The following is a 26,839-nucleotide window of genomic DNA, read 5'->3' as shown; positions in this document are numbered from 1 at the left end:
TCACTCCAGATTCTGGACCTGCTCGCGAAACTGGTCGACCACCGCCTTGAGCTCCAGCCCGATCGCGGTGACCGCGGCGGCGTTCGATTTCGAGCACAACGTATTCGATTCGCGGTTGAATTCCTGCGCGAGAAAATCGAGCTTGCGGCCAACGGCGCCGCCGCTTTTGAGCAGCGCCCGCGCCGAAGCGACATGTGTCTTCAGCCGGTCGATCTCCTCGCGGATGTCGGCCTTGGTGGCGAGGAAGGCCGCTTCCTGGTGCAGCCGGACGGCATCGAGATTGGCCGAGGCATCCATCAACAGACGCATCTGCTCGGCGATGCGCGCGCGGATCGCGGCGGGTTCGCGCGAGGGGTCGGCCTCCGCCTTCAGCGTCAGCGTCTCGATGGTGTCGACATGGCCGGAAAGAAGCGCGCCAAGTGCCGCGCCCTCACCGAGGCGCGCCTGTTCAAGGCCGGCGAGCACCGCCTCGAGCGCCGACAGGATCGTGGCATCGAGGGTAGCCCGCTCCTCCTCGGTCTCCACGGCCTCGGGGATGTCGAGCACCCCGCGCAGGGAAAGCAGGCCATCCGCGGTGGCGGGCTCGGTGCCGAACTGATCCTGCAAACGCTTGGCCAGTCCCGCCAGATCCTTGAGGAACGCCTCGTTGACCACCGGCTGGACTTGCCTGGCGGCGGCGCGGCCGACGGTCAACGTCGCCTGGAAGTTGCCGCGCGCAAAGCCCTTCTGAATCGTCTGCCGGACCGCCGTCTCCAGCCGGTCGAAACCCTGCGGCAACCTCAGCCTCACCTCGGCGCTCTTGCCGTTCACCGATTTCACCTCCCAGGCGATCGAGGTGCCATCACTTTCGGCGGCGGACCGCGCAAAACCGGTCATGCTTTGCAGGCTCATTGCCCTGTCGTCCCCCTGTCGCAGCCAAGGCATGCTTGGCCCAGCGCTGCGCGCCCCAAACATCGCCGGACGAAAGGCCGGCGCCCCCTCAAAACATGAATACGGCCTCGCGTCAAAGGACGCGTACTTCCGTTTGATGCATGTCGTTTTCCCAAAACCGCTGCGCACTTTTGGGCGACATGCAGTGCGCCTATTGCGCGCCGCCGCCGCCGGCGTCGCCGTTCTCGCCGCTGCCGCCATTGGCACCGGCATCGCCGCTGTCGCCGTTGCCATCGGGAGCGGCCGGCGCCGTCGTCTGGCCGGAAGCCTTGGCGGCGGCGTCCGCCTGCTTCTTCTGCAGCGCCCGGTAGCGGGCAACGTTCTGATTATGCTCTTCCAGCGTCGCCGCGAAGACATGGCCGCCATTGCCGTCGGCGACGAAATAGAGGTCGTCGGTCTTCGACGGATTGGCGACCGCTTCGAGCGCCGCGCGACCCGGATTGGCGATCGGCGTCGGCGGCAGGCCCTTGATCATGTAGGTGTTGTAGGGCGTCTGCTTGTCGAGATCCGACTGGTAGATCGGCCGGTCCGCCGGCTTTCCCTTGCCGCCGAAGAGGCCGTAGATGATGGTCGGGTCGGACTGCAGCCGCATGCCCTTGGCCAGGCGGTTGAGGAACACCGCGGCGACGCGCGAGCGCTCGTCGCTCCTGCCCGTCTCCTTCTCGACGATCGAGGCCAGCGTGACGAAGTCGTCGATGTTGGCGATCGGCAGGTCGGGCGCGCGGTGCGACCAGACGTCGTCGACCAGCTTCTTCTGGTCGGCGATCAGCTTATCGACCATCTGCTGCCTTGTGGCGCCGCGGGTAAAGCGCAGCGTGTCGGTGGCGATGCTGCCCTCCGGCGGCAAGGCCGGCGGCATATCGCCGGTCAGCGCCTCCTGATCGGCGACGCGTTGCAGCGCCTGCTCGACCGTCAGCCCTTCGGGAATGGTGAGCGAGTACATGACCGACTTGCCGCTCTTGAAGAGCTCCATGATGTCGCGCATCGAGGCGCGCGGCTTGATGGCGTACTCGCCAGCCTTCAGCGCCGATTCATTGCCCGTGGCGCGCACGCCCAGCCGGAAGACGCGGGCATCGCTGATCAGGTTGCGGCGTTCCAACTGGTCGGCGATCTCCTGCACGCCGGTGCTCGGCTTGATCAGGAAGGTGTCGCCATTGGCGGATGGGCCGGGCTCGACGAAAGCCTGCATGCCGAAATAGAGCGCGACACCCGAGGCGAGCACGACCAGGATGACCATGGAGAGGAAGAAATTGAGGAAGACGACGACTTGGCTGCGCGAGGCGCGCGAGCGCTTCGACGGCGGCGGCGTGCCGGCTTCCGGGCGCAACGCCTCGGCCGCGGTCTTCGGCCTAATCGGCCCCTTTGTGCCTTGCCGTCCGAATTCCCCGTCGCCGCCCGGATTTGTGCTGCCCGGATTTGTGCTCATGGCGCGCCCTACCGTCTGATCTTGCAACGAATCCCCCGGCAAAAAGCTAGGGGAGAATTTGGCAAAAATGACGGCAGGTGGCGGAACTGCCGGCTGGTTGTCTGTCTCTGAGCAATCCCGGGTAGAAAACCGCTGCGCACTTTTCCTAGGATTGCTCCGGCTGGCCCTTCAGCCATTGTAACGCTGGAACACGAGCGAGGCGTTGGTGCCGCCGAAGCCGAAGGAATTCGACAGCGCGACGTCAATCTGGCGCTGGCGTGGCTTGTTCGGCACAAGATCGATCGCCGTCTCGCGTTCCGGATTGTCGAGATTGATGGTCGCCGGCGCGATGTTGTCGCGGATGGCCAGGATCGAGAAGATCGCTTCCGCGGCACCCGCGGCGCCCAGCAGATGGCCAATCGACGACTTGGTCGACGACATCGAGATCTTCGAGGCGGCATTGCCGACCAGGCGCTCGACCGCGCCGAGCTCGATCGTGTCGGCCATGGTCGAGGTGCCGTGCGCGTTGATGTAGTCGATGTCGGCCGGCGAGAGCTTCGCCCGGTTAAGCGCCGCCGTCATGCAGCGGAAGGCGCCATCGCCGTCTTCTGCCGGCGCGGTGATGTGATGGGCGTCGCCGGTCAGGCCATAGCCGGTGACTTCCGCATAGATCTTGGCGCCGCGCGCCTTGGCATGCTCCAGCTCTTCCAGGACGACAACGCCGGCGCCCTCGCCCATGACGAAGCCGTCGCGGTCGCGATCATAGGGACGCGAAGCTGTTTCGGGGCTGTCATTGCGCTCGGTGGAGAGCGCGCGGCAGGCGGCGAAGCCGGCAATCGACAGCCGGGTGATCGGCGCCTCGGCACCGCCGGCCAGCATCACATCGGCATCGCCCCACATGATCAGCCGAGCGGCGTCGCCAATGGCGTGCGCGCCGGTCGAGCAGGCGGTGACGACCGCATGGTTCGGGCCTTTCAGGCCGTGGCGGATGGAGACTTGGCCCGAGACCAAATTGATGATCTGTCCAGGGATGAAGAAGGGGCTGATGCGGCGCGGGCCGCGCTCCTTCAGGATCATCGCGTTTTCGGCGATGCCGTCGATACCGCCGATGCCGGAGCCGATCAGCACGCCGGTGGCGCACTGGTCCTCATGCGTCTGGGGCTTCCAGCCGGAATCGGCCAGCGCCTCGTCGGCGGCGGCGATGCCATAGAGGATGAACTCGCCGATCTTGCGCAGTTCCTTCGGCTCGAGCACGGCCTCCGGATTGAAGGTGCCGTTCGAGCCGTCGCCGCGCGGGATGATGTGGGCGATCTTGCAGGCAAGATCGTCCACCTCGAATTCGGTGACGCGGCGGCAAGCGCTGCGGCCGGAGAGCAATTCCCGCCAGCTGTGCTCGACGCCCATGCCAAATGGCGAAAGCAGGCCAAGGCCCGTGACGACGACACGCCTCATCGCAGGTCCTCCCCGATAATGCCTGCGAAAGAACTCAGGCCGAGGCCTTGTCGATATACTTCACGGCATCGCCGACGGTCAGGATGGTCTCGGCCGCATCGTCCGGAATCTCGACGCCGAACTCTTCTTCGAACGCCATGACGAGTTCAACCGTGTCGAGGCTGTCCGCGCCCAGGTCGTCGATGAAGCTCGCCTGCTCCGTCACCTTGTCGGCGTCGACGCCGAGATGCTCGATGACGATCTTCTTGACGCGCTCTGCGGTGTCACTCATTTGGGGCAATCCTCGTCTTAAGTTGTCTATCTTCGTTAGCGGGCGGAATGCCGCTAATCAAGCTGAAAGATGGTCTTGCGGGCAACGCACGCTACAGGACCGGTTTTTGCCCGAACCGCCGGGTTGCGGGCCGCATTACACGAAAAATGGCAGGCGTCCAAGCCGAAATGGCTGTTTTCACAGGCGCCCGCCCATGCCTCAGATCATCGCCATGCCGCCGTTGACGTGAATGGTCTGGCCGGTCACGTAGGCCGCCTCGTTGGAGGCGAGATAGGCGACGGCCGACGCCACTTCAACGCTGGTGCCCATGCGTCTTGTCGGGATCGCGGCCATGATCGTCTCTTTCTGCTTGTCGTTGAGCTTGTCGGTCATGGCCGATTCGATGAAGCCCGGGGCGACGCAGTTGACGGTGATGTTGCGGGTGGCGATTTCCTGCGCAAGCGACTTGGAAAAGCCGATCATGCCGGCCTTGGATGCGCAGTAATTGGTCTGCCCGGGATTGCCGGTGACACCGACCACCGAAGTGATGTTGATGATGCGGCCATGGCGGCGGCGCATCATGGGATGGGTCAGCTCGCGGGTGAGCCGGAACACGGCGGTGAGGTTGACCTCGATCACAGAATCCCAGTCGGCGTCCGACATGCGCACGAACAGGCCGTCCTTGGTGATGCCGGCATTGTTGACCAGGATATCGACGCCCTCGAGGTCGGCTTCAGCCTTCTGTCCGAGCGCCTTGACCGCGTCGCGGTTGGCCAGGTCCGCTGGAAACAGTTTTACGCGGTCGCCCAATTCGCCCGCCAGGGCTTCCAGCTTCTCCACACGGGTGCCGTGCAGGCCGACGATAGCGCCCTGGCTGTGCAGCACCCTGGCGATCGCTTCGCCGATGCCCCCTGTTGCGCCGGTGACGAGCGCCTTGCGGCCGGTCAGTTCGAACATTTTCTCAACCTCATTTTTCCGAATGCGCCGCGGGCGATCCCGGTTCCGTATACGTCAAATCATCCAGGCCATGCCAGAAATCTTCGGTCGTCAGGACATCCTCGTCACCGCGCCGGATGCGTTCCACAACCTCAGCTGCAATGCGATAGTCCTCCGCCATGTGCTCGGTTTTGCTTCGACCAATCTTCGAAGGAGACATTCGACACCTCCGGTAACGTTCGAGCGATCCTTAGCCAAGCGCCGCCAGTGCCGCCTCGACTTCCGCCGCCGTGCCGATGGCGCCGGTGGCGAGGTCGCGGTTGATGCGGCGCGCCAGGCCCGACAGCACCTTGCCGGCGCCGACCTCGTAAAGCGTCGCGACGCCGTTGGCGCCGAACCATTCCACCGTCTCGCGCCAGCGCACGCGGCCGGTCACCTGCGCGACCAGGCGGCGAGCGATCTCATCAGGGTCGCTGGTCGGCGTCACCGTCACGTTGGAGACGACCGGAACCACCGGCACCTGCTTCGCCACACCCGCCAGCGCCTCGCGCATGATATCTGCCGCCGGCGCCATCAGCGCCGAGTGGAAGGGCGCGGAAACCTGCAGCATCAGCGCCCGTTTGGCGCCCTTTTCGGTGCACAGCTTCGCCGCCAGCTCGACCGCCGCCCTGGCGCCCGAAATCACCAGCTGGCCGCCGCCATTGTCGTTGGCGACCTGGCAGACGGAGCCTTTGGCCGCTTCCGCGCAAGCCGCTTCGACATCGACCTGCTCCAGCCCGATGATGGCAGCCATGGCGCCCTCCCCGGCCGGCACCGCAGCCTGCATGGCGTTGCCGCGGGTGCGCAAAAGCTTGGCGGCGTCGCCGACCGAAACGAAGCCAGCTGTGGCAAGCGCGGAATATTCGCCCAGCGAATGACCGGCCACATGGGCCACCTTGTCCTTCAGCGAGAAGCCGCGCGCTTCGAGCGCCCGCATCGCCGCCAGCGACACCGCCATCAGTGCCGGCTGGGCGTTGGCGGTCAGCGTCAGCGTCTCTTCCGGCCCTTCCCAGATGAGTTTCGACAGTTTTTCGCCGAGCGCGGCGTCCACTTCCTCGAAGACGCGGCGCGCTTCGGGGAATTGATCGGCGAGGTCCTTGCCCATGCCGACGGCCTGGCTGCCCTGTCCCGGAAAGGTGAATGCGACGGCCATTTTGGGTCTCTCCAGAGGCTGGTTTTTCCCTGCCTCTGGCGCAAGGCGCACAGCCAAGTCAAGCCCGCCGGCGCCTCTTCAGCCAGCATTTCAGCCGGAAAACCCAGCTGACTCCCTGTTCCGAAAGGCTTTTTGGCGATCACACCTGATGAAAACCGCTCACGTTTAGTTTGCTGGCTCTTCTTATTTCCGCCACAGGCGCTAGCTTTGCGTGACATTTCGATGACAGAAGCGTGACGGGCGTGGAAGGCGTGTCGCGTTGGCCGGGGGAAGTAGAGTGGCAAGGATCAGAAAAGGCGCGGCCAAGCCCGTGCCGCAGTTTTTGGAAGACGATCCGTCCACCGGCTACCTGCCGGGACGGGCCTGGCCGACTGTACGCTACGGCCTGACGACGCTTCTCGTCTCCGCCCTGCTCGTATTCGCGATCGAGTTGATCGTGCGCGGCGATTTCTTCGGCACGGTCGATTTCTTCCTGCAGCCGTTCAAGCCGGGCTGGACCACCATCATCGTCTTCGCCCTGGTGCTGGTCGGGCTGGACGCCATACTCGGGCGCAGCCACCAGAGCCTGATGATCGTGGCGCCGCTGACGCTGGCGCTGGCCTTTGTCGGCCACCAGAAATCGCACTATCTCGGCGATCCGCTCTATCCTACGGATTTCCTGTTCGCCCGCCAGATCGTGGCGCTGATGCCGCTTCTGGTGCGCGAGCGGCCGTGGACGGCCGTCATGCTGGCGGTCGGCATCGTCGGCGGGCTGACGCTGCTTGTCTACGGCTGGCGGACCTGGCGCAGGCGGGTGCCGATCCTCAGCCGCAAAGGCCGCCTGGCGCGGCTGGCGCTTGCCGTGCCGCTGCTCGCCTTCTTCGTCTCGATCATGGACTATGCCACCTTCTCGTGGACGCGCGACCGGCTGCAGATCATCCCGATCATGTGGGACCAGAAGGAAAACTACGCCTCCAACGGCTTTGCGCTGGCTTTCGCGATGAATGTGCCGATGGCGCATGTCTCGGCGCCGCCCGGCTACACCGAAAAGGCGATGGCCGCGATCCAGCGCCCCGACGTCGCCGCTTCGGTACCGGACGAGAAGCCGGATATCGTGGTGGTGATGAGCGAATCCTTCTGGGATCCGACGCAGTTGCCCGGCGTCACCATCAAGCCCGACCCGATCCCGACAGTGCGCGCCTTGCGCTCCGGCTCGATGTTCTCGCCTGAGTTCGGCGGCATGACCGCCAACATCGAGTTCGAGGCGCTGACCGGCTTTTCCAACGCCTTCCTGCCGGCCGGCTCGATCCCCTATCAGCAATATGTGCGCACCCCGACCCCGTCGCTGGCCACCTTCCTGAAGAGCGAAGGTTACTATGCGCGTGCCATCCATCCTGGCACCAACTGGTTCTGGAACCGCGGCGCGGTCTATGCCGATTTCGGCTTCAAGGACTTCAAGTCTGAAGAGACGCTGCCGCCGATGGAAAAGCGCGGCCCGCTTGCCTCCGACGCGGCAATGACCGACGAGATCATCCGCGAGGCCGATGCCAGCGACGACCCGGTGTTCTTTTTTGCGGTCAGCCTGCAGAACCATGGGCCTTACGAGCCTTACCGCTACAGCAACCCGACGCATTCGGTCGATGCGCCGATCAGCTCCTGGGCGCGGGAATCGCTGCTCTCCTATGCCGAAGGCTCGGCCGACGCCGACCATGGCCTTAAGCGCCTGATCGACTGGGCGAAGGCGCGCCAGCGGCCGACGATCATCGCCTTCTTCGGCGACCATCTGCCGCCGCTGGGACCGGTCTATGTCGAGACGGGCTATCTCAAAGACAACGTCGCGCCGCGCAGGGAACCTAACGCCGGCGCCGCGATCGAGCATCACGACACGCCGCTGGTCATCTGGTCGAACCGCTCCGGTCCGGTGCAGAACCTGGGCTCGGTAAGCCCGGCCTTCCTGCCCTACCATATCCTGACCACCGCGGGCATCACGCACCCCTATTACACCGGTTTCCTCGGCGCGCTGCGCGAACACTACCGGGTGGTCGACCGCAACCTGCTCCTGTCGCCCTCGGGCGAAGCCACGCCGGACTGGGCGAGGCAGAAGCAGATCGACCCGAAGATCAACGATTTCCGGCTCATCCAATACGACATGATGTTCGGCAAGCGCCGCTCGGCGCCCGATTTCTTCCCCGAGACGGTGGACAAGCTGGTCGCGCATACGAGCTGAGGCGAAGGCGGTCAAAGCTGATCACAGCCATCCCGGCCATTGACGGGAAGCGATGCTCTAATTCCGGAGCCTCGGAAGGTTTCGTCGCCGCAATCTGGACATCAAAAGCCTGGAACGGGCTGGGTCTTTCCACTCAGTCGCGCGCCAATCGTCAAAGCCGCCGGAAAACTCTTGATCACGGCGCGCATGGCCGTCGCGCCACCTGGCCCAAGCGCTATCCGGGCAATCAAGGCCGCGGCACGCAGACGCGTCGAGAATTGCCGACGCCATTCGCGTTCGTAGCGATGACCGGCGGCGTCGCGGCCCTCGTGACCTTTGCCCGATGCGATCAGTTCTCGCGCAAGCAGCCAGCCCGATTGCAGCGCCATCGAAATCCCTTCGGCGATGACGGGATGCGACTCACCCGCGATGTTGCCGACGCGGAAGATGCCCTGATCGTAGCCGGCCCGGATACCGGGATGAATCGGTCCCGCAGCCAGCCAGGGGCCATCCAATTCGGCACCGGCCAGCACAGTTGCTACGCCTCGGCATGAGGCCAGGACATGGCGCGATACCGCATCCGCCGCCGCAATATTTCCAAAGCGCTGGCGAAGCCCGGATAGAACATCGCGGCGGATGCAGCAGGAGATTGAAACCCGGCCATGGTCCGCCGTCACCATCCCGCCGTATCCGCCTGGGAATACGAGCAGCGGCATCAGGTCGGGCGCCAGCGCGGCGCCGGTAAAATGCGCCTTGAACCCGAAAAGGTCGGAAGGTTGGCTCGTTCTCTCAAGCTGGCTCGGGAGTTTCCCGCTTTCCCAGGATCCGTGCGCGGCAATGATGACAGATGCGCTGAGGACCTTCTGTTGCTGGCCCGACTCCACAGTCACAAATTGCAAGTCATCACGCCGACGAACAGCGACCGCCTTGCAAGGCTGGAGAATTTCGACGCCCGCACGTTCGGCAGCCTGCAGCAGGATGGTGTCCAAACGATCGCGGCCGAGCGCGCGGCCAAGACCCGTCCTGGCGGTCGGCATTCGGGCCTGCGCAGAGACATCGCCCGAAAAGAACCCGACCCGACGTATTTCGGGGCCGGCTTCCGCGCGCCAGCTTTCGCCAACACCCAACTGATCGAGCAAGGCAAGGCTGGTGCCTGACATAAACTCGCCGCAGACCTTTCGGCGAGGAAATACCACCTTCTCCACCATTGCCACCGACCAACCCCGTTGGGCGAGCGCAATGGCGGTGGAGCTGCCGGCAGGGCCGGCGCCGATGACAATTGCGTCATGCATCACTTCGTGTCGGGCATGCTGCCACCGACAAAACCTTGCGTGAACAGGCCTCTGCGGCCCTCCATCACAGGCATTCCACCTGACAGTTGCCACAATTGTGAAAGTTCCGTGCCGCGAAAACCGGCGCGGACACTTTGCGCCGCATCGTTCAGCGTTACTGCGCAAGCGCCGATCAATCGCAGGAACCGTGTCGCCACAAGTGGCACCTTGGCTCTCAATGGCTCCGTCGCGACGAGTATCGGGGCCATCGTCATGATCCGAGAAAATAGCTCCAGCAGGCGCATGTCATCGAAGTGATGGAGGATAAGGTTGGCGCAAACAAGGTCGAAGGGCCTGTCCTGTGTCCAATCGAACAGATCTGCAGTTACGGGTTGCGCCCGCCAACCCAATTCAGCGAAAGAGTTGCGCAAGTCCTCGCCTATCAGGCCGATCCTGTCGACCATGACGATCTCGACGTCGGGCCAATAGCGCGCCATCAGCCGCGCCACCGTCAGCATGAACTTTCCGTCGCCGGCGCCTATTTCGAGGATACGCAGCGGTGGCTTTTGCACATTCGCTCGCATCAGCGATGCCATGATCCTGGCCTGGAACATCAATGCATTGATGCGAACGAGGTCGCGACGGGATGCAATCGCACGGGGATCATCGGCCGGGAGGCCGTCAAGGAGTTCTGGCTCTAGATGCCGGATGTTTATGTCGGTCATGCGCTGGATCGGAAATCTAGGGCCTCAGCGGGGCAATCCGGCAATAGAATTCGGTCGTACCTTCATGGCCGCGCGCACTGTTCATCGCGGAACTCGCATGTGAACTCAACCCGGATGACGAAGCGAAGGTCGGTCCCTTATGCAAGATCGGAGGCTGATATCACAGTTTGCTAATGAGAAATATCGGCGCCGCGCAATAAAATGCCCTATGCAGGCGTTTACCTTATGAACGCTTCCCCAATACGCAGACCTCTTATGAGACCCGATTGGGCTCATTCTCGGAGCTATCTTGTCCCCACAAGCGTATCTGAATGGCATTGCCACGTGTGTCCCCGAACACGACGTGCATCAATTCTTCCTCGGCTATGGAGCCTCGCTGCTTGAAAACGATGCGCAAAGCCTTGCGCTCTTCGAGCGGATGGTCGCTCTGGCCGGGATCGAACATCGCTATTCCTGCTTTGCGCCTGCCGACGATCCGCACGGCGGGGCAATAGACCGCGACGGCACCTCGGTCAAAGGCTCGTTCGCCAGCACCGCAATCCGTATGCGGATGTACGAAGCCGCCGCGCCGGAGCTCGCGCAAAAGGCCGTCGACAAACTTCTGGCGAACGACGACCGCTCGCTGATCACGCATTTGATCGTGACAAGTTGCACCGGCTTTTCAGCGCCTGGCATCGATCTGGAGCTGGTGCAGCGATGCGGCCTGTCGACGTCGGTCGAGCGTACCATCGTCGGCTTCATGGGATGCCATGCCGCCATCAATGCCCTGAAGCTTTCACGCCACATCGTGCGCTCGGATCCGAGCGCACGCGTGCTGGTCGTCAACATCGAATTGTGCACGCTGCATTTCAAGGAAGCCACGAAGTTCGAGAAGCTGATCTCGTTCTGCCTATGGGGCGACGGTTGCGCGGCCTCGCTGGTGACGGCCGAACCGCATGGCATCCTGCTCGAAAGCTTCCACGCCATCGTGGCGGCGGAGCGCAAGGAGCTGATGAGCTGGCACATCCGCGACGACGGGTTCGACATGGTGCTGTCCGGCCAGGTTCCCGGCGCCGTCCGGGAGACGCTGCGCAACGAGCATCCGGCCATCCTCGGCGGCAGGCCCGCCAAGGAGATCGATTTGTGGGCGGTGCATCCTGGCGGCCGCTCGGTGCTCGACGCAGTCGAGCGGGCACTCAAACTGGAGCCGACCGCGCTAGCAGCATCGCGCGAAGTGCTCCGGCGATACGGCAACATGTCGTCAGCAACCGTGATGTTCGTGATGGCCGAAATGCTGAAGGAGCCGTCGGGCCTGCTCGGCTGCGGCATGGCGTTCGGGCCCGGATTGACGACAGAGACCATGATGTTCCGGACTGCCTGATGAAGTCGAACACTATCCGGCACCGCGTCCGTGCTTTCGCAGCCCGCTGGCTGGTGCCCTACTTGCCGTATCCGCACTTCATGTGCGTGGCGCCGCTTGACGCCGTATTGCGGGTCTTGTGGCGCGCGGAAGGCCAGTTCCCTCCCGCTTACTGGCCACGCCTGGTGCTCCTGCTCCTGCTTTCCGGCATCAACACGATCGCCTCCCTGCCGGAGCGCCTGATCCTTGCAGCATGGCTGCGGCTGCGGCCTCCCCGGATGGAGCGGGACAACGCGCCCGTGTTCGTTCTTGGTTACTTCCGATCCGGGACGACGTTTTTGCAGAACCTGCTGGCAGCAGACCCAAGTTTGAGATCGCCGAGCTGGCCGCAGGTCCTGGCGCCTCAGACATTCGTCCTTGGCTGGGCTCTCCTGCGCATCCTTTTCGGGCCCTTGCTGCCGTTGACGCGCCTCGACGCGGTCGTGCCGGTGGGCGCCAGGCTGCCGGCGGAGGACGACTTCGCATTGAACAATCTGGGTGGGATGTCGATCCTGGCTGGACGCGCCGTGCTTCCCCGCCGGCAAGCCTTCTTCAATCGATATCACGATCTCGACGCGCTTTCGGCGGACGAGCTGAGCCGCTGGCGCTCACATCAATTCGCATTCGTCCAGAAGCTCACTCTCGTCGCAGGCGGGCGGCGACTTCTGCTCAAGTCGCCGAGCCATACGGCCCGCGTCCGCACCCTGCTGGAATTGTTCCCGGGTGCCAAGTTTGTCCACATCTCCCGTTCGCCGGAAGCGGTATTCCGGTCCAACATCTTTCTGGTGCGAGAATTGCAACGGGCATTCGCCCTGCAGTCGCCGCTGCCCGAGGACGAGCAGGAGGAGATCATCACGCGCGACTATCTCGCGACGGAGATGCACTATCTGGCAGATAGAGCCCGGATTCCAGCCGCCGACTTCGCAGAGGTGCGGCTACAGGATCTCATTGCCGACCCGATGGGCGAGATGAAGCGGATCTACCGCGAACTGGACCTGCCATTTTCCCGCGGCTGCGAGGAGCGCATGCTGCAAGTCGCCGCGACGTTTGGCAAACAGCTGCGCAACCGCCATCCCGACCTGACGGAAGGGCAGAAAGCGCGCGTAGCCCGCCTCGAACCGCTCGCTTCCAGCTTCGGGAATGCACCTGCGCTGGCTCGTGAGACGCTCAATATTGACAGTCAACCGCGCATTGGGTGACATGGGATGATGACAGCAGGCCTATGGTCGCAGACAAGCTGGGCAGCTTTGGCGCGGCTGCTCGTTGTCCCTTTGTTGCTCGCCATCTGCGCCCCACCGCTTTCGGCATCTGCCGATGAGCAGAGCGATGCTGCCAAGCTGGTTGAGACCGTGCGCCAGGCGGCGATTGTGCTTGGGCACGGTGGACCCGCCAAGGCGCAGCTGCGTTCGATCTCCGCTGCCTTCGACGGAAAGGGGATCGCCCAAGCCGTGCTCGGGGCGCATTGGCGCAGCGCCAGTGCGGACGACCGCGCCGCCGTGGTCGATGCGCTGCTTTATGTCATCGCCCACAGGCTGGCCGACAAGCTCGAGCGGACGCAGGACAAGAGTTTCACCGTGCTCGGCACAAAGGCCCTGGCCAACGGCGACATCCTCGTGCGTAGCGAATTCCGCCGGCCGCTCCACGGCCCGACCTCCGTGGACTGGCGTGTGCGCCACTGCCGCGGACAATTGTGCATCGGCGATGTCTTTGTCGACGGCGGCTCGGTGACCGTGCAGCAGCGGGATCGCATTGGCCAGCTGCTCGCCGGCAATGGCGGCTCGATCCCCGCGCTTGTCGCCGATCTCAGGAAAGGCCGAGTATGACTCCTCGCCGGTGCTCATGTCCGCCCTCGTCGAATTGAGCAATGTCGGCCGCGACTTCGACGGCGGCCGCATTGTCGCCGTTGAGGATGTGTCGCTGGCGATCGGGACCGACGAGACCGTCGCAATTGTCGGCCGCAGTGGCAGCGGCAAGTCCACAATCCTGAACCTTATCTGCGGGCTCGACCGGCCGACCCGCGGCGAAGTCCGGTTCGAAGGACGGGCCGTCAATGGAAGGGCTGCCTGGGCAGCCGTCCGGGCCAGCAGGATCGGTATCGTTTTCCAGAATTTCTCCCTGCTCCAGTCCTTGTCGGCGCGCGAGAACATCGAGGTGGCGCTGTTGGGAAACCTCGGCGGAGCGCGGCAGCGCAGCGTTCGCGCGCTGGAACTGCTGGCGCATTTCGGTCTTGCCGATCGCGCTACGCTACGGCCGGCCGAGCTTTCCGGCGGCGAACGCCAGCGGCTTGCAATTGCGCGGGCGCTTGGCAACCGTCCGAAGCTTCTCCTTGCGGACGAGCCGACAGGAAGCCTCGACGTGCAGACGGGCCAATCGGTCATGGGCATCATCGGCGATGCGCATCGCGAATTCGGGACCGCAGTGATCGTGGTGACCCATGACGAGGACGTGGCCGCATTGTGCGGCCGGCGCGTCGAGATCTCGGATGGACGCATCCGTTCGGACAGCCGAATGGCGGCGATGTCGGCGCCTGCGCCGGCTTCGCGGATCCGCTAAGCCATGACAGAGCTGACACTTCCCCTGCGCGGTCTCATTGCGCGTCCGCTTCGCACCCTGCTCACGGTGCTCGGCATCGCTTTGGCGGTCGCTGGCTTTGTCGCACTTACCGGCCTGACCGCCGGCGTTCAGCGATCGTTTGCGTCGGGAATCGACGAGAACGGCGCGGACCTGGTGGTAAGCCAGCGCAGCTCGTTCAACCTGGTGAGCAGCACCGTGCCCAGGTCGCTAGGCCAGGCGCTTTCCGCTGTGCCTGACGTCGAGGCCGTGTCGGGCGTTCTCCTCAACATCACCACCGCCGACGAGGACGCGAATATCGTGATGGCCGGCTGGCCGAGCGGCAGCTTCCTATGGAAAGGCGTGCCCCTCGTGGCGGGGCGAATCCCCGCGCCGGGAGACCAGTGGCCCGTGGTCCTTGGCCAATCCATTGCCAGCGCATTGGGCAAGCGGGTCGGCGAAACCGTCGAGCTGCAGTTCCAGCCCTATCAGATCGTCGGCATCGCGTCGTTCTCGTCCATGCTGAACCAGAACAGCGCCATCGTTCCGCTCGAAGGGCTGCAGCAACTCCTGTCGCGGGAGGATGTGTTCACTCTGTTCGAGGTGAGATTGAAGCGCCCGCTCGACAACAACGACATCGCTGTTGCCCGCACCCGGCTTATCGCAGCCGCACCGGGGTTCGAGGTGGGCGACACCGAGCAGTTTGCCAACAGCATTCGCGTCTTCGATCTGCTTCAGGCGATTGCCCGGACAATTTCACTGGTTGTCATGATGATGGCCTCTGTCGCCGTTGCCAACACACTTCTGATGGCCGTGAACGAACGGACGTTCGAGATTGGGGTTCTCGCAGCACTGGGCTGGTCACCGGGGCGGATTCTTCGGCTCATTCTCATCGAAGGCGTTTTCATGAGCGCAGCCGGCGGCGTCATCGGCATTATTCTCGGCGCCCTTGCCATGGAATTGGCGGCGAAGACAAAGTTCGCGGCGGGCCTGATCGTCCCTTATTTTTCAGGCTGGTCGATCGCGCAGGCGCTGATCTTCGTCTTCATCGCCGGGCCGCTCGGCGCGCTCTACCCTGCCTGGCGCGCCACGCGCCTTCTCCCCGCTGAAGCGCTCCGCAGGCTCTGACGCGACTTGCCTTGTCGGCCGGGCGGGCGTTCCGGTGCCGATGGCGCCGGCAAAAGCATCGACCTGTGCGGCGGAGGTCTGGCTCTGTTCGCCGGACGGGCGCATAGAAGCGACCGGTATATGACCGTTCCCGTGCCACGGCGCCAACCCTCGTCAGTTGGTGAGCTGCAGCCTGGAGAACTTGTTGGCGATGGTCTGGAAGACGTTGGGCAGCTTGGCCGGGTCCTCGACGGCGTAATAGTCGCTCGGGTCGGAAGCGCAGGCGCTGTAGAGCGAACGATTGGCCGCCGTGTCGGCCTGCAGCACCATGGTGTAGATCTGCACGCCCTGGTTCTTCAGCTGTGTGCAGACATCCTTGGTCCAGCCGTCGACATTGCGCGCCGCCGCCGTCTGGTTGCTCGAACCGAAACGGCCGCTGGCGAGGTAGCCATAGGAAGTGTAGTCCGATTTCTGCGGCGTGTTCGATGCGCCGTAGACGACGTTCTCGCCATCGGTCAGAAGCATCACCACCTTTGTGACGCCCGCCGTCTTATAGGGGGCGGCGGCGGTGTAGGGTGGCTGCGGCGACAGCACCCGCTGGCCCCAGCTCAAGCCCTCCGACACGTTGGTGCCGGAGCCGTTCCATTCGCTCATCTGGCTCGCTGCCTGGCGAAGCTTGTCGAAGTCGTCGGTCAGCGGAATGATCGGCGTCGGGCAGGCGCGGTTCGGGCCGATGGTGATCGGATTGCCGGCCTCGGTGATTTCCTTGCCGGTCGAGGCGACGTATTTGGCGATCGTCGTCAAATCCGCGTTGAGCAGCGCGTTGAGCACGCCCGTCAGCAGCCCGCTCAGATCTATGCCCAGTATGTTCTGGTTCAGCTTGGTCTTATCGATAGTGTCGTTGAGATAGGAATTGTTGTAGCCGGTCGACGAATTGCCATACGAGGCCGACGGCTTCCTGGCGACGTCCGGGTCGTCCGGCGCGAAATAGGGCACGAACAACGTATCGGGCTTCGACGGGTCCGGCGGCGTATCGGAAATGTTCAAGGCGCCGGGCCGCGCCTCGACGCAGCCCTTCCAGCCCGTATTGTTCCAGCCGCCCGTCTGTCCGAGCTGCTTGAACAGCGCCATGTGGTTCGGCCGCTTGCCGTCGATGACCGGAAAGTTGACGCCGTTGGTGGACGACTTGCCGTCCATATCGATCCAGGACGGATCGAATTCGGGGCCGTTGACGTCGACGGCGGTGACGAAGGGCACCAGCGAGGCCCGCACGGACCGGGTCGGCGATTTGACCGCCTCGAGATAGTCGAGCAGCGACTTGGTCGCCGTCCGGAGCGCGGTGATACGCGCGCCGGCCATCGAGCCGGTGTTGTCGAGCACCAGCACCACTTCGAGCTGATTGTTCGATTCGACCGCCGAAGCGTCGACGCTGATATGCTTTTCGGCGCCAAACAGGAACGCGAAGTTGAGATTGACGTCGGCCGAGGCCGTGGCCCTGGTCTTGACGAAGTTGACGCCCCTGTCGACGGTGAGCGTGGCCTTGACGTTGGAGAGTTCACCGTGGCTGGCGACATTGGCCTGGAAATAGCTGTTGAAGGCATCATTGCGTGTCGTCTCGGCGTCGCCGAGATGCGAAGAGGCGAGGTTCGCGGCGTCCAGCGCGTTCTGCAGATTGCTTTTTGCCCGCATCAGGGTGGAGACATCGGTGGCAAACGCCACCGCGCCCAGCATGGCCGGCACGCCCACCGCCAGCATCAACGAGAAATTGCCGCGCCTTGAGCGCCAAAACTGCCTGAGAAGCATTCCCTACCCCTGGAATTGCTCGATTTTCCGCCGCCTTGCGGCCCGCGTGCCTCTCATGCGCCTTTCATGATAAACGGGTGGTTACAACCCGTTACAACCTTATGGGGGTGGTTAAAGTTCGATTACTGGAAAATCGATAAAATCGGGCAACGGCCGGCGTCTTCCGAAACTGCGGCACCTTCTCCAGCCATGCAGGGAACTCCCGACTTTGGCCAGTGCCTCAGTCTGAAATTCAACCCGTCGCTCGCGGTGCAAAGAAGCACGTCCATCTCATTCGATATCTGCCTACGCGAAATGTCGGGTAGAGATTTTCGCAGATATAATACTGGTCATCAGGCGCTGCCTGCACGCGGTTCCATGGAATGAACCACTCGCCTGTAGGCGGATCGTTCCGAGAGTAAGGCTCGGGTTGCTTGACGTAATAGCCCTGTCTGGCAGATCTGACATCGCTTGATGCGATAGGACGGCAATCATGATCGTCGCAGCATTTGAGATTAAGAACAGGATCAGTCTTGCCCGAATACCAGCTATGGGCGTTGGCGTCGCCCACCAAGATAAGACATATAAAGGCGATACGCCGTTGCAGCCGCCCCATGGATTTCAGACCCTCACATTTTGCCTATAGCATATTATGGATGGCTAATATTTGTACTGAGGTCGCATCGATAGGCGCATAGGTCCGGTCGGCTGCCGTCACTCGGCAACTCGCTTTTGCAGGACCGCGCGTTCCCGGCTTCGGCAACGGCCCCCGCTTAAGGTTGAGGCACTACGTGGCCTTGCCTTCGCTGGAAATTGCTGTATAGACCCCCGCAATCTGCCGGTCCTTGCTGGGGGCTGAACGGAGGGCCGTGGCCTTCGAAGGTCGCGACACGAAGCCAGAAGGGCTTCCAGCCTCCCGTGTCTCCGCTCTCGACCGTCTCGTGATGCTCCTTTCTTCCCCGCTCTTTCGCGACCGGGTCAGACAAGTTGCAGAGGCTTAGCCGCGAGGGCCGGTGTGAGAGAAACGAAGAAAGGCACTAAAACATAATGGCTCTTTACGAACATGTGTTTCTTGCCCGGCAGGACCTGTCGCAGCAGCAGGTTGACGCGCTTGTCGAACAGTACAAGGGCGTCATCACGGCGAATGGCGGATCGGTCGGCCGGATCGAGAACTGGGGACTGAAGTCCCTCACCTACCGGGTCAAGAAGAACCGGAAGGCTTACTACACGCTGATGGACATCACCTGCCCGCCGGCCGCGCTCAACGAAATGGAGCGCCAGATGGGCCTGTCGGAAGACGTCCTTCGCTTCCTCACCATCAAGGTGGAAGCGCATGAGGAAGGCGTCTCGGCGATGATGCAGAAGCGCGAAGAGCGCTCCGAGCGCGGCGGCTTCGGCGACCGCGACCGTGGCGATCGCGGCCCGCGTTCCTTCGGCGACCGCGACCGTGGCGACCGTGGTCCGCGTTCGTTCGGCGACCGCGATGGCGGTGGCGATCGTGGTCCGCGCCGTCCGCGCGAAGGCTTTGAAGGAGCTGCAGAATAATGGTCGACATCAACCAGATCCCGACCCGGCGTCCGTTCCATCGCCGCCGCAAGACCTGCCCGTTCTCCGGCGCCAACGCTCCGAAGATCGACTACAAGGATGTGCGTCTCCTGCAGCGCTACATTTCCGAACGCGGCAAGATCGTGCCCTCGCGCATCACCGCCGTCAGCCAGAAGAAGCAGCGCGAGCTCGCCAAGGCGATCAAGCGCGCCCGCTTCCTCGGCCTGCTGCCCTACGTGGTTCGCTGATATTTCGAGCGGGCGGTTTGCCGCCCGCTCTTTTCACCGGTGCGACGGGCGTATCGGATTGAGCATCAAAATCCCGAGTTGGGGCCAATTGCCTCTAACTGCCCAGACAGGCAGGACAGCGACAAGAGCGGCTATGCCGCACCAAGCTTCCTGACCTGTTCCAGATCATTGCGCCAGTCTTTCGGCCGGCGCCAACCGAAGGAACGAAACCATGGAAGTCATTCTCCTCGAGCGCATTTCCCGCCTCGGCCAGATGGGCGAGACCGTCAAGGTCAAGGACGGGTTCGCCCGCAATTTCCTGCTGCCGCAGGGCAAGGCGCTGCGCGCCAACGAAGCCAACAAGAAGAAGTTCGAGGGCCAGCGCGCCCAGCTCGAAGCCCGCAACCTGGAGCGTAAGTCGGAAGCCACGCAGGTCGCCGAGAAGCTCGACGGCAAGAGCTTCATCGTCGTGCGCTCGGCCGGCGAGACCGGCCAGCTCTACGGCTCGGTGTCGACGCGCGACATCGCCGATCTGCTGATCGCCGAAGGCTTCACCGTCAACCGCAACCAGATCGAGCTCAACCAGCCGATCAAGACCATCGGCCTCTCCAATGTGGCGATCGCGCTGCATCCGGAAGTCGAGGTCACGGTGACCCTCAACGTCGCCCGTTCGGCCGACGAGGCGGAGCGCCAGTCCAAGGGCGAGATGCTGACCACGGCCGAAGCCATCTATGGCGACGACATCAACGACAACGCCCGGCCGGAGAATTTCTTCGACCCGAACGCCGAATTCGAAGGCGGCGAAGAGAACGCCTGATTTTCGGGGTCTGACCGGCACATCCTCCGAAGCGTCGCTTCGGTTCGCAGGCGTCCAGGATTTCTGGACCAACGCCCGGGTCTCCGACCCGGGCTTTTTTGTGCCAAAAGGAACTTTTCGACACCCTATATCTTGTGCACATTACAGCGTGGCGCGTCGATTGGACGCGGGCGACGCGCTGAGGCATTTCGATCTGGCATTCCAGTCCGATTACCGGGTGATCCGACTGAGGGGACATTTGGTCATGAATATCCTGTTGAAACACGTTCTTGAACGCCTGGTTCGGGTTGGCGACCTCAAGGTGACTGGCCCAAAGGGCACGACGCACAAATTCGGCGACGGTAGCGGCGAGCCGGTGCATATCCATATCAAGACCATGCATGCCGAGCGCGCCATCACCTTCGATCCGATGCTGGCGGTGCCCGAAGCCTATATGGACGGCGAGCTGGATGTTCCCGAGGGCGGCGTTCTCGGGCTGATGCGCATCGCTTTCCAGAACATGGGCTCGAGCGGCATCGACGTGTCGTGGTCGAAGGCGATCGAGGGGCTGCGCCACGCCTTCCGCCGGCTGCAGCAGATCAATACGGCAACACGCTCGCGCCGCAACGTGCAGCGCCATTACGATCTCTCCGGCGAGCTCTACAAGCTCTTCCTCGACGAGGACATGCAATATTCCTGCGCCTATTTCGAGCAGCCGGACATGACGCTGGACGAAGCGCAGGCCGCCAAGAAACGCCATATCGCCGCCAAGCTCCGGCTCAAGGCAGGCCAGACCGTGCTCGACATCGGCTCCGGCTGGGGCGGCCTCGGCCTCTATCTCGCCAAAGCTTTCGACGTCGACGTGCAGGGCGTCACGCTGTCCACCGAACAGCATGGTGTCGCCACCGACCGCGCCCACGCGCTGGGTCTCCAGGACCGGGTGCATTTCGAGCTCAAAGACTACCGCGCGCTGAACGAACGCTTCGACCGCATCGTCTCGGTCGGCATGTTCGAGCATGTCGGCGTCAACCACTACCGCACCTTCTTCGACAAGGCCTCAACTCTGCTCAAGCCGGACGGGGTGATGCTGCTGCACACGATCGGCCGTTCCGGCGTGCCATGGGCGACCAGCGCCTTCGTCCGCAAATACATCTTCCCAGGCGGCTACATCCCGGCGATGTCGGAGGTGATGCCGGCGATCGAGAAGTCGGGCCTCGTCGTCACCGACATCGAAATCCTGCGGCTGCACTATGCCGACACGCTCAAGCACTGGGGCGAGCGCTTCGCCGCCAACCGCGACAAGGCCAAGGCGATCTATGACGAACGCTTCTGCCGCATGTGGGAGTTCTATCTCGCCGCCTCCGAAGCTGCCTTCCGCTGGCAGGACCTGGTGATCTTCCAGTTCCAACTCGCCAAGGTGAACGACACGCTGCCGGTGACGCGCGACTACATGGCCAAATGCGAGAAAGCCCTGGAGCTGCGCGATATCGGGCACAAGGAGCCGGCGGCGCCGGCGCCCTCCAAGCCGACCCGCCGCAAGAAGGTGGAGTAGACACGCATTGCCGCTTGCCATTGCGGCCTGACGCCATGAAAAAGGTCTCGTTCGCGAGACCTTTTTCATGACCTATCTCATCTACATCGCAGCCGCGCTTGCCGAAATCGCCGGCTGCTTTTCCTTCTGGGCGTGGTGGCGGCTGGAAAAGTCGGCGCTCTGGCTTCTCCCCGGTCTCGCCTCGCTGGCGCTGTTCGCCTTGCTGCTGTCGCTGGCCGACACGGACGCGGCTGGCCGCGCCTATGCCGCTTATGGCGGCATCTACATCTCCGCCTCGCTCGGCTGGCTGTGGCTGGTCGAAGGCGTGCGCCCCGACCGCTGGGATCTGGCCGGCGCTGCGCTCTGCATCGCCGGAGCCTCGGTCATCCTTCTCGCGCCGCGGGGAGCCTGAGATGGAACTGCCCGCCCCGCTCCGCCAAGGCGTCGACGGCTTGCTCGAGAAGGTGCCGCTGCCGGCGCTGAAGCAGGCCGCCAAGACGCTGTCGGATCGCTACCGCGCCGAGCTGCGCGACGGCCGCCTGCATATGGGCGAGGAGATGGCGGTCAAGGCCTATCTGGCGACTCGGCTGCCCGCCACCTATGCCGCCGTGCGCGCCAGCCTCGAGGCGTTGAGCGAGGCCCGCCCCGACTTTCGGCCGGCGAGCCTGCTCGACATTGGCGCCGGACCTGGCACCATGCTTTGGGCCACGACTGACGCCTGGCCTGAACTGGAACGGGCGGTGCTGGTCGAGGCAAGCGCTGCCGTGCGCAAGGTCGGCCAGTCGCTCGCGGAAGGCGCAATTACCGCCCGCACCGAATGGATCGCCGGCGACGTCACCATCGATCTCGACGGCATCATGCCCGCCGACCTCGTCAGCGCCGCCTATGTGCTGGACGAGATCGTGCCTCTGTCACTGCCGAAGCTCATCGACCGCCTCTGGCGGCTCACGGCCGACACGCTCATCCTCGTCGAGCCCGGCACGCCCGCCGGCTGGCGGCGCATCGTTGCGGCACGGCAACAGCTGATCGAGGCGGGAGCGCACCTGCTGGCGCCCTGCCCGCATGCGGTGCCCTGCCCGCTCACGCCGCCCGACTGGTGCCATTTCGCACGCCGCGTCGCGCGTTCGCGCCTGCATCGTCTCGTCAAGGAAGCCGAGGTGCCGTGGGAAGACGAGAAGTTCATTTATCTCGCCGCTTCCCGGCAGCCGGCGCCCGCGCGCGCCGCACGGGTGATCGCGCCGCCTAAAGGCGGCTCCGGCAAGGTGGTGCTGAAACTGTGCCGGCCTGACGGCAGCGCCGGCGAGCGCCTGTTCAGCAAGCGCGACGGCGATGCCTTCAAGGCGGCGCGGCGGGCTGACTGGGGCGACACGCTGGACTGAGCCGCGTAGGCCGACGGCACCGCGTCGTCGAACCACTGAGCCACTGGCAGGCGCGCCCCCATGCGATCTTGTTCGATGAAATTGTTCTTGCTTTGTTCGGCAACCGCCGATAGGAATCACGGCTTGCCGAGTCAAACGGAATCGGGCCACCGGAATACTGTCCTGTGGATGGTTTGCTGATCCTGTGAACATTGGGGCATCAAGCTGGTTGGACCGAGGAGTGTTGCAGAAAGGTCAGCACCGAATCTTCCCGTTCTGGTATCGAGGAAAGCGGGATCGAAATCGGGGATATCATGGCAGAGGCGGCACTGAAATTCGGCGCGGCGGAAACGCCGCTTTATCGCGAGGCACCGAACAACATCGAGGCCGAGCAGGCGCTGCTCGGCGCCATCCTCGTCAACAACGACGCGTTCTACCGCGTCTCGGATTTCCTGAAGCCGGCGCATTTCCACGAGCCGTTGCACCGCCGCATCTTTGAGGTCGCGGCCGAGCTCATCCGCATGGGCAAGATCGCGACGCCGATCACGTTGAAGACCTTCCTGCCGGCCGACGAGAAGGTCGGCGACATGACGGTGGCGCAATATGTCGTGCGGCTTGCTGTCGAGGCCGTCACCGTCGTCAACGCCACCGACTATGGCCGCGCGATCTACGACCTCGCGACGCGCCGCGCGCTGATCACCGTCGGCGAGGACATGGTCAACATCGCCTATGACGCGCCGGTCGACATGTCGCCCTCCGACCAGATCGAGGACGCCGAGCGGCGGCTGTTCGAGCTCGCCGAGACCGGCCGCTATGACGGCGGCTTCGAAAGCTTCAACGACGCGGTCAAGACCGCCGTCGACATGGCCAACGCCGCCTATATGCGCGACGGCCATCTGTCGGGCATCGCCACCGGGCTGCGCGATCTTGACCGCCGCATGGGCGGCCTGCAGCCCTCCGACCTGATCGTGCTCGCCGGACGTCCGGGCATGGGCAAGACCTCCCTGGCCACCAACATCGCCTTCAACATCGCCGAGGCTTACGTTCCGGCGCAGCAGGCCGATGGCAGCTTCAAGGCCGCCAATGGCGGCGTCGTCGGCTTCTTCTCGCTCGAAATGTCGTCGGAGCAGCTCGCCACCCGCATCATCTCCGAGCAGACCGAGATCTCGTCGTCAAAAATCCGCCGCGGCGAGATCACCGAGATGGATTTCGAGAAGCTCGTCGCCTGCTCGCAGACGATGCAGAAGATCCCGCTGTTCATCGACCAGACCGGCGGTATCTCGATCGCGCAGCTTTCCGCCCGCGCACGGCGCCTGAAGCGCCAGCGCGGCCTCGACCTCATCGTCATCGATTATATCCAGCTGATGCAGGGTTCCTCCGCCCGCGCCTCGCAGAACCGCGTGCAGGAAATCACCGAGATCACCACGGGCCTGAAGGCTTTGGCCAAAGAGCTCGGCGTGCCGATCATCGCGCTGTCGCAGCTGTCGCGCCAGGTCGAAAGCCGCGACGACAAGCGCCCGCAGCTGTCGGACCTGCGCGAATCCGGCTCCATCGAGCAGGACGCCGACGTGGTGCTGTTCGTCTATCGCGAGGAATATTACCTCAAGAACCGCGAACCGAAGATCGGCACCGAGGAATACGTCAAGTGGGAAAACGAGATGAACGAGGCGCGCGGCAAGGCCGAATGCATCGTTGCCAAGCAGCGCCACGGACCGACCGGCACCGTCAGCCTCGCCTTCCACGGCGAGTTCACGCGGTTCTCGGATTTGGCCGAGGAGCACCATCTGCCGGAGAGGTTTGAGTAGCTCTTGAGAAAGGCCTCATTCCTTCACCCCCCTCTCTGTCCTGCCGGACATCTCCCCCTCAAGGGGGGAGATTGGATGTCGCGTCGCCTTTCGCCAATCGCCGACGCTGCAAGATGGGCGCCCTCGACCAAACTGCTGATCTCCCCCCTGGAGGGGGAGATGTCCGGCAGGACAGAGGGGGGCGCTGTCCCGCCGGCCTATCCAATTGTCGCGGGCCGCCCCTAATGGCCAAATCGCGCGTCCAGTTCATCTGCCAGAATTGCGGATCGGTGCATCAGCGCTGGGCGGGTAAATGCGATGCCTGCGGCGAGTGGAACACGCTCGTCGAGGAAGGCACGTCCGGCGGCATCGGCTCGGGGCCGGCCAACGCGCGCAACGCCCGCAAGGGCCGCGCCGTGGTGCTGACCAGCCTGTCGGGCGACATCGAGGACGCGCCGCGCATTGTTTCCGGCATCGGCGAGCTCGACCGCGCGACCGGCGGCGGCTTCGTGCGCGGCTCGGCGCTTCTGGTCGGCGGCGATCCCGGCATCGGCAAGTCGACGCTCTTGACGCAGGCGGCCGCGGCACTTGCCTCGAAGGGCCATCGCATCGTCTATGTCTCGGGCGAGGAAGCGGTGGCGCAGATCCGGCTGAGAGCGCAACGCCTCGGCGTCGCCTCGACACCGGTCGAGCTTGCCGCCGAAACCAATGTCGAGGACATCCTGGCGACCATCGCCGACGGCAAGCGGCCGGACCTCGTCATCCTCGATTCGATCCAGACGCTGTGGACGGACCTTGCCGATTCGGCACCGGGCACCGTCACCCAGGTGCGCGCCGCCGCCCAGGCGATGATCCGCTACGCGAAATCCACAGGCGCGGCGATCGTGCTCGTCGGCCATGTCACCAAGGAAGGCCAGATCGCGGGCCCTCGCGTCGTCGAGCACATGGTCGACGGCGTGCTCTATTTCGAGGGCGAGGGCAATCATCACTTCCGCATCCTGCGCACGGTGAAGAACCGCTTTGGGCCGACCGACGAGATCGGCGTGTTCGAAATGTCGGACAAGGGCCTGCGCGAGGTCTCCAATCCATCCGAGCTGTTTCTAGGCGAACGCCACTCGAAATCGCCGGGCGCCGCGGTTTTCGCCGGCATGGAGGGCACCAGGCCGGTGCTGGTCGAGATTCAGGCGCTGGTCGCGCCCTCCTCGCTCGGCACGCCGCGCCGCGCCGTTGTCGGCTGGGACGGCGCGCGGCTGTCGATGGTGCTCGCCGTGCTCGAGGCGCATTGCGGCGTCCGCTTCGGCCAGCACGACGTCTATCTCAACGTCGCCGGCGGCTACCGGATCTCGGAACCGGCGGCCGATCTCGCGGTCGCCGCCGCACTGGTTTCATCGCTCACCGGTCTTGCCCTTCCCGCCGATTGCGTCTATTTCGGCGAAATCAGCCTATCGGGCGCGGTGAGGCCGGTTGCGCATGCGCAGCAGCGCCTCAAGGAAGCCGAAAAGCTGGGTTTTGGAAGCGCGGTGCTGCCGCTCGGCAGCGAGGAACTTGCCGGGGGGATCGGGGCCGGCGCGTTTCAGCCCACCGAGCTTGCCGACCTTGTGGCGCGCATAGCCGGCTCACGGCGCGGCCGTGCCGACGACGCGGAGTGATGCGGCTCGTCGGGCCGTAAGACAGGAAGTGGGGCGAGAACCATGCCGATTACGCTGCTTGACGGAATCCTCGTCGGCTTCACCCTGGTCTCAGCAATGCTCGCCATGGTGCGCGGCTTCTCCCGCGAAGTGCTCTCCGTGGTTTCCTGGGCGGCGGCGGCGGCCGCGGCGTTCTTCTTCTACAAGCCTGTCCTGCCCTATGTTCAGCCCTATGTCGACAACGACAAGATCGCGATGGCGGCTTCGGCGGGCGTCGTCTTCCTCATCGCGCTGATCGTCGTCTCCGTCATCACCATGAAGCTCGCCGACTGGATCATCGATTCGCGCATCGGCGCGCTCGACCGCACCCTCGGCTTCCTCTACGGCGCGGCGCGCGGCATCCTGGTGGTCGCGGTGGCGCTGCTGTTCTTCAACTGGCTGGCCGGCGCCAAGGCGCCCGCCTGGATCGCCAACGCCAAGTCGCGGCCGCTGCTCGAGACGATCGGCGCCAAGCTCGAAAGCGTGCTGCCGGAAAACACCGAGGAACTGGTCAACAAATACACGCATAAGGGCACGCCGCAGGCCGGCGCGCCGGCCACTGGCGACCAGCCCGCCGCAGAACCGCCGGCGGCCGGTGACGACAACGCGCCGGCGCCCGACGACAGCGAAGGGGATGCCCCGGCCGACAACGAGCCGGCCAGCCCCGCGCCAGCCCCTGCCCCGGCTCCGGCGCCGGCAAACTGATCGCGAGCCGGCCTGTGCCGGTTGTGAATGCGAGAAAGCGTGCGTTGCGTTCGGCGAGCGATC

General features: G+C 64.1%; 25 protein-coding genes. 15 read left to right on the top strand and 10 right to left on the bottom strand.

All coding sequences use genetic code 11. The features are described 5' to 3' along the window. The 7 genes from FJW07_RS04240 to fabD all read right to left on the bottom strand — a co-directional run bounded on the left by FJW07_RS04240 (position 1) and on the right by fabD (position 6,165). Positions 1-891, bottom strand: a complete 891-nt coding sequence (locus tag FJW07_RS04240; RefSeq protein WP_140651805.1) for a YicC/YloC family endoribonuclease — start codon at positions 889-891, stop codon at positions 1-3. A 190-nt stretch (positions 892-1,081) separates the two neighbouring features. Further along, the gene (gene mltG, locus FJW07_RS04235; protein WP_140854682.1) at positions 1,082-2,356 is read right to left on the bottom strand and encodes an endolytic transglycosylase MltG; all 1,275 of its coding nucleotides are present in this window, start codon (positions 2,354-2,356) and stop codon (positions 1,082-1,084) included. Positions 2,357-2,524: 168 nt separating this feature from the next. Continuing rightward, entirely contained in the window at positions 2,525-3,787 is a 1,263-nt protein-coding gene (gene fabF, locus FJW07_RS04230) for a beta-ketoacyl-ACP synthase II (protein ID WP_140651801.1), read from the bottom strand. Between the two features lie 34 nt (positions 3,788-3,821). After that, positions 3,822-4,058, bottom strand: a complete 237-nt coding sequence (locus FJW07_RS04225; protein ID WP_006203723.1) for an acyl carrier protein — start codon at positions 4,056-4,058, stop codon at positions 3,822-3,824. A gap of 198 nt (positions 4,059-4,256) precedes the next feature. Beyond that, entirely contained in the window at positions 4,257-4,994 is a 738-nt protein-coding gene (gene fabG / locus FJW07_RS04220) for a 3-oxoacyl-[acyl-carrier-protein] reductase (protein WP_140703172.1), read from the bottom strand. 10 nt (positions 4,995-5,004) lie between these two features. Next, a complete protein-coding gene (locus tag FJW07_RS04215) occupies positions 5,005-5,193 on the bottom strand; it encodes a hypothetical protein (RefSeq protein WP_140854680.1) in 189 nt (62 codons plus the stop codon). A gap of 30 nt (positions 5,194-5,223) precedes the next feature. Beyond that, positions 5,224-6,165, bottom strand: a complete 942-nt coding sequence (gene fabD, locus FJW07_RS04210; RefSeq protein ID WP_140854678.1) for an ACP S-malonyltransferase — start codon at positions 6,163-6,165, stop codon at positions 5,224-5,226. Positions 6,166-6,442: 277 nt separating this feature from the next. Here fabD and FJW07_RS04205 point away from each other — a divergent pair, with 277 nt between their 5' ends. Further along, a complete protein-coding gene (locus FJW07_RS04205) occupies positions 6,443-8,371 on the top strand; it encodes an LTA synthase family protein (protein ID WP_140703167.1) in 1,929 nt (642 codons plus the stop codon). Between the two features lie 101 nt (positions 8,372-8,472). On the opposite strand, the gene FJW07_RS04200 is transcribed toward FJW07_RS04205, so the two are convergent. Beyond that, on the bottom strand, positions 8,473-9,642 hold the full coding sequence (locus tag FJW07_RS04200) for an NAD(P)/FAD-dependent oxidoreductase (RefSeq protein ID WP_246680651.1): 1,170 nt from the start codon (positions 9,640-9,642) through the stop codon (positions 8,473-8,475). Beyond that, entirely contained in the window at positions 9,642-10,346 is a 705-nt protein-coding gene (locus FJW07_RS04195) for a class I SAM-dependent methyltransferase (protein ID WP_140644480.1), read from the bottom strand. Before FJW07_RS04195 ends, FJW07_RS04200 begins: the two co-directional genes overlap by 1 nt. A gap of 343 nt (positions 10,347-10,689) precedes the next feature. Here FJW07_RS04195 and FJW07_RS04190 point away from each other — a divergent pair, with 343 nt between their 5' ends. Genes FJW07_RS04190 through FJW07_RS04170 form a run of 5 tightly spaced genes read left to right on the top strand, consistent with a single transcriptional unit; the run spans position 10,690 to position 15,402 of the window. Further along, positions 10,690-11,706 carry a type III polyketide synthase gene (locus FJW07_RS04190; RefSeq protein ID WP_246680650.1) on the top strand — a complete coding sequence of 339 codons (1,017 nt, stop codon included), beginning with the start codon at positions 10,690-10,692 and terminating at the stop codon, positions 11,704-11,706. Beyond that, entirely contained in the window at positions 11,706-12,923 is a 1,218-nt protein-coding gene (locus FJW07_RS04185) for a sulfotransferase (RefSeq protein WP_140854672.1), read from the top strand. Before FJW07_RS04190 ends, FJW07_RS04185 begins: the two co-directional genes overlap by 1 nt. A 6-nt stretch (positions 12,924-12,929) precedes the next feature. Then, entirely contained in the window at positions 12,930-13,547 is a 618-nt protein-coding gene (locus tag FJW07_RS04180) for an ABC transporter substrate-binding protein (RefSeq protein WP_140854670.1), read from the top strand. A 16-nt stretch (positions 13,548-13,563) separates the two neighbouring features. Next, positions 13,564-14,277 (top strand): ABC transporter ATP-binding protein, encoded by a 714-nt coding sequence (locus FJW07_RS04175; RefSeq protein WP_140644548.1) that lies wholly within the window; start codon positions 13,564-13,566, stop codon positions 14,275-14,277. Positions 14,278-14,280: 3 nt separating this feature from the next. Then, the gene (locus FJW07_RS04170; protein ID WP_140854668.1) at positions 14,281-15,402 is read left to right on the top strand and encodes an ABC transporter permease; all 1,122 of its coding nucleotides are present in this window, start codon (positions 14,281-14,283) and stop codon (positions 15,400-15,402) included. 153 nt (positions 15,403-15,555) lie between these two features. Here the strand turns inward: FJW07_RS04170 and FJW07_RS04165 are convergent, their stop codons facing one another. Further along, positions 15,556-17,184 carry a pilus assembly protein gene (locus FJW07_RS04165; protein ID WP_140854666.1) on the bottom strand — a complete coding sequence of 543 codons (1,629 nt, stop codon included), beginning with the start codon at positions 17,182-17,184 and terminating at the stop codon, positions 15,556-15,558. Between the two features lie 1,026 nt (positions 17,185-18,210). Here FJW07_RS04165 and rpsF point away from each other — a divergent pair. From rpsF to FJW07_RS04115, 9 genes are all read left to right on the top strand, one after another. Continuing rightward, positions 18,211-18,708: a 30S ribosomal protein S6 gene (rpsF, locus tag FJW07_RS04160; protein ID WP_140644474.1), complete on the top strand. Its 498-nt coding sequence runs from the start codon at positions 18,211-18,213 to the stop codon at positions 18,706-18,708. Then, a complete protein-coding gene (rpsR, locus tag FJW07_RS04155; protein WP_006203718.1) occupies positions 18,708-18,956 on the top strand; it encodes a 30S ribosomal protein S18 in 249 nt (82 codons plus the stop codon). The genes rpsF and rpsR overlap by 1 nt, the downstream gene beginning before the upstream one ends. Positions 18,957-19,167: 211 nt before the next feature. Beyond that, positions 19,168-19,752, top strand: coding sequence for a 50S ribosomal protein L9 (gene rplI / locus FJW07_RS04150; protein ID WP_140651782.1), 585 nt, complete (start codon positions 19,168-19,170; stop codon positions 19,750-19,752). Positions 19,753-19,996: 244 nt separating this feature from the next. Beyond that, on the top strand, positions 19,997-21,283 hold the full coding sequence (locus FJW07_RS04145; protein ID WP_140651780.1) for a cyclopropane-fatty-acyl-phospholipid synthase family protein: 1,287 nt from the start codon (positions 19,997-19,999) through the stop codon (positions 21,281-21,283). Positions 21,284-21,350: 67 nt separating this feature from the next. Continuing rightward, the gene (locus FJW07_RS04140) at positions 21,351-21,674 is read left to right on the top strand and encodes a YnfA family protein (RefSeq protein ID WP_140854665.1); all 324 of its coding nucleotides are present in this window, start codon (positions 21,351-21,353) and stop codon (positions 21,672-21,674) included. Position 21,675: 1 nt separating this feature from the next. Further along, entirely contained in the window at positions 21,676-22,641 is a 966-nt protein-coding gene (locus FJW07_RS04135; RefSeq protein WP_140854663.1) for a small ribosomal subunit Rsm22 family protein, read from the top strand. Positions 22,642-22,934: 293 nt separating this feature from the next. Further along, positions 22,935-24,425 carry a replicative DNA helicase gene (locus FJW07_RS04130; protein WP_140644469.1) on the top strand — a complete coding sequence of 497 codons (1,491 nt, stop codon included), beginning with the start codon at positions 22,935-22,937 and terminating at the stop codon, positions 24,423-24,425. Between the two features lie 224 nt (positions 24,426-24,649). Further along, positions 24,650-26,053 carry a DNA repair protein RadA gene (gene radA, locus FJW07_RS04120; RefSeq protein ID WP_140644468.1) on the top strand — a complete coding sequence of 468 codons (1,404 nt, stop codon included), beginning with the start codon at positions 24,650-24,652 and terminating at the stop codon, positions 26,051-26,053. Between the two features lie 42 nt (positions 26,054-26,095). Next, the gene (locus FJW07_RS04115; protein ID WP_140644467.1) at positions 26,096-26,776 is read left to right on the top strand and encodes a CvpA family protein; all 681 of its coding nucleotides are present in this window, start codon (positions 26,096-26,098) and stop codon (positions 26,774-26,776) included. Positions 26,777-26,839: the final 63 nt, after the last annotated feature.

It is taken from the genome of Mesorhizobium sp. B3-1-9, from assembly GCF_006439595.1.
In the GTDB taxonomy this organism is placed as follows: Bacteria; Pseudomonadota; Alphaproteobacteria; order Rhizobiales; family Rhizobiaceae; genus Mesorhizobium.
This window is presented reverse-complemented; position numbering and strand designations above follow the sequence as displayed.